This window comes from Mesorhizobium sp. M0983 (genome assembly GCF_040318975.1).
Classification (GTDB): Bacteria; Pseudomonadota; Alphaproteobacteria; order Rhizobiales; family Rhizobiaceae; genus Mesorhizobium.
Genome location: NZ_JAMYNH010000054.1, coordinates 1 through 2,700, shown reverse-complemented (window position 1 = coordinate 2,700; position 2,700 = coordinate 1). Strand labels below are relative to the sequence as shown.

The window sequence follows — 2,700 nt, the reverse complement described above, 5'->3', positions numbered from 1 at the left end:
CGCGGATCTGGAGGCCAGCACGACGGCGCGCTTCGAAGCGTCGGCCAAGACAGGCAAGGTCCGCAGGTTCAAGGAGTTCGTTGACGCGCCCGCGGCGCGGCCGGGCCGGCAGCACTCAGGCGACAATAACGGGCGCAGAGCCGACTCTGCGGCTTCCAGACATTGTCGTGTACAGCTTCAGACCCTCAAGCCGAGCCCGCAGGGCCTCGCTTACCTTTTACGGGGCGGCGGTACGTCCAAGCCGCTTCAACAGTTAAGAATTTCGCAAAGACGATACCCCCCGTCGAGCTTCCGCTGCCACTTCCCGCATTCGCCGAGGCGGTCAATGACCCGCCCTTCACAATAGTTATCCGGCAAGCATCTGGATGCGAGAGATAATGTTGCCGGAAGCATCTCTCATGGCTTCTACACCTGCCTGAACGCCAGAACCGCGTTCGTGCCGCCAAAGGCGAAGGAGTTGCTCAGTGCCACGCGCACCTTGCGCTCGCGTGCCACATTGGGCGTGACGTCGAGATCGCAATCGGGGTCCAGCTCACGATAATTGGCAGTCGGCGGCACGACGCTCTCGCGGATAGCCATCACGCAGGCGATCAACTCGAGCGCGCCGGACGCGCCGAGGCAATGCGCGTGCATGGACTTGGTAGAAGAAATGGACATTGAGAAGGCGTGCTGACCGAAGACGCGCTTGATCGCCGCCGTCTCGATCTGGTCGTTGGCCTTGGTGCCGGTGCCGTGCGCGTTGAGATAGTCGACATCCTCGGCGTCCAGCCTGGCATCGGCAAGGCAGGCCCGCATTGCTGCCTCCGGCCCCTCGACAGTCGGCGCGACGATGTCGGACGCATCGGCGGAAAGGCCGGCACCGGCAATTTCGGCAAGGATGGTGGCGCCCCGAGCCAGGGCATGCTCGTAGCTTTCCAGCACCGCCATGCCGGCGCCTTCACCAAGCGACAGGCCCTGGCGATCGGCCGAGAATGGCCGGCAAGTATCGGGCGAAAGCACGCGGATCGCTTCCCATGCCTTCAGCACACCCCATATGAGCGGCGCTTCGCTGCCGCCGGCAAGCATCACGTCGGCCCGGCCGAGCCTGATCTGGTCCACCGCGCAGGCAATCGCATGGTTTGCCGAGGAACAGGCGGACGTGACGCCGAAGACCGGCCCGCGCAGGCCGAGACTCATGCTGACCTGGCCGGCAGCGGCACCCGGCATCGCCTTGGGTACAGTCAAGAGAGCGGCACGCTTACCGCCCAGAAGGATGGCGCGGTAGGTTTGCTCGATCGCATCCCACCCGCAGCCGCCAACGCCCACCGTCGCACCGAAGCGATAGCTATTTCCCTCTTTGGAGGAAAGTCCGGCCTGACGCATGGCTTCGCGCGCCGCAAGCACAGCGAGCAGGCTGAAGCGGTCCATGGAGATGAGTTGCTTGCCGTCGATGTCATGCTCCGGCAGCGCCTTGATCTCGGCACCGATCCTGACCCTCAATTCATGGAGCTCGGAGTTGACGATTGGGCCGATGGCGGAGCGGCCTTCTCGCATCTCTCTCCAAATGGCGGCGGCGTTGGTCCCAAGCCCGCAAATCCCGCCAATCCCAGTAATCACGACGCGCCTGTCCATTCACACCCCCTTAGCGAGCAAGCTGCGCACGGCTTCCACCATGTCCCCAACATTCTGGAGATCCGACCATGCCTCGGCCGTATTCATCTCGATCTCGATGCCGTAAGCCTGCTCCAGGTCCCAGAGAACGTCCGCCAATCCCAGTGAATCGATACCGAGCGAAGTCAGTCCCGTGGCAGCCGTTATCTCGCCGCCTGTGGCAGGCGCTATGCCGCCCTCCGACGCGGCGCGCTTCTTGATCATGGCGATTATTTCGTTGGCGAGTTGATCTGCCATCTTGTTCCTTTCCAGCTTGTGTTTTCGGCGTCGTTCAAAACCCGAGTCGCGTCGCGTTGCCAAAATTGCCCCTCATAGAGCCTGTGCGACCGACCAAGCCCAATGCCCATAGGAACCGGACGAGTTCCGGCTTCTGCGGCGTCAGCCCGATGACGAAGAAAAGTCGCCGGCCTCCCGCTTTTGCGCCAGCACATCAAGAATCTGCGTGTAAATGGATAGGAACCGTCGTCAAACGTCAGCTAAACGCTGCGACGGTGGGTGCTGTCAGCGTATTCACTCGGCACCTCATATGTAATCGAGATGTTTCATAGCTCCGGACCATTGCGATCAACTATTGTACCGGTCCGCCATTCGTCGGAGAGTTCGCCATGATCGGAGCGCTGCCTCTCATTCCCAGTACAATCTCCACCGCACGCGACAGATTTCCTCTTTCGGGCTCTTCTCAAGGGACTCGCCACGCGATAGAGGCAGTGATCGGCGCACGTGAGGTCCTGCCAAGTCCATGCGACATTCCGGAAAATTGGTAAAATCGTTTGTTTCAATCAAATTCATCCACGCTATGGATAGCTAAGACATGCGTTTCAAAGGGCTCGATCTGAATCTTCTCGTCGTTCTCGACGCGCTGCTGAGCGAGCGCGGCCTCGCGGCGGCGGCACGCCGCATCAACCTAACCAAATTCATGGGGGTTGGTGGACGTGGCGCAAGCCGTTGAAATGACGTAGGATTTGGTTGCTTAAGCCGATCCGAACCATTTCCCGGAGACCACACCCACCATGAACGATCTTGCGCTGCCGCTGAGCGGTTTGTCATCAG

General features: G+C 61.0%; 2 protein-coding genes and 2 pseudogenes. 2 read left to right on the top strand and 2 right to left on the bottom strand.

The annotated features are described in order from the left end of the window. Positions 1-258: 258 nt before the first annotated feature. Positions 259-419 (top strand): annotated as a pseudogene (locus NKH71_RS33215) (LysR family transcriptional regulator); the annotation flags it as partial. Here NKH71_RS33215 and NKH71_RS33210 read toward each other — a convergent pair. Further along, a complete protein-coding gene (locus NKH71_RS33210; RefSeq protein WP_023679610.1) occupies positions 406-1,611 on the bottom strand; it encodes a beta-ketoacyl-[acyl-carrier-protein] synthase family protein in 1,206 nt (401 codons plus the stop codon). The pseudogene NKH71_RS33215 and the gene NKH71_RS33210 overlap by 14 nt on opposite strands. Beyond that, on the bottom strand, positions 1,612-1,887 hold the full coding sequence (locus NKH71_RS33205; RefSeq protein ID WP_023679611.1) for an acyl carrier protein: 276 nt from the start codon (positions 1,885-1,887) through the stop codon (positions 1,612-1,614). Between the two features lie 574 nt (positions 1,888-2,461). On the opposite strand from NKH71_RS33205, the pseudogene NKH71_RS33200 reads away from it, so the two are divergent. After that, positions 2,462-2,563: pseudogene (locus NKH71_RS33200) on the top strand (LysR family transcriptional regulator); the annotation flags it as partial. Positions 2,564-2,700: the final 137 nt, after the last annotated feature.

What these genes read in the sequence shown, in the direction of transcription:
- NKH71_RS33205 (WP_023679611.1), bottom strand. Translation starts at nt 1,887, where the DNA reads ATGGCAGATCAACTCGCCAACGAAATAATCGCCATGATCAAGAAGCGC.
- NKH71_RS33210 (WP_023679610.1), bottom strand. Translation starts at nt 1,611, where the DNA reads ATGGACAGGCGCGTCGTGATTACTGGGATTGGCGGGATTTGCGGGCTT.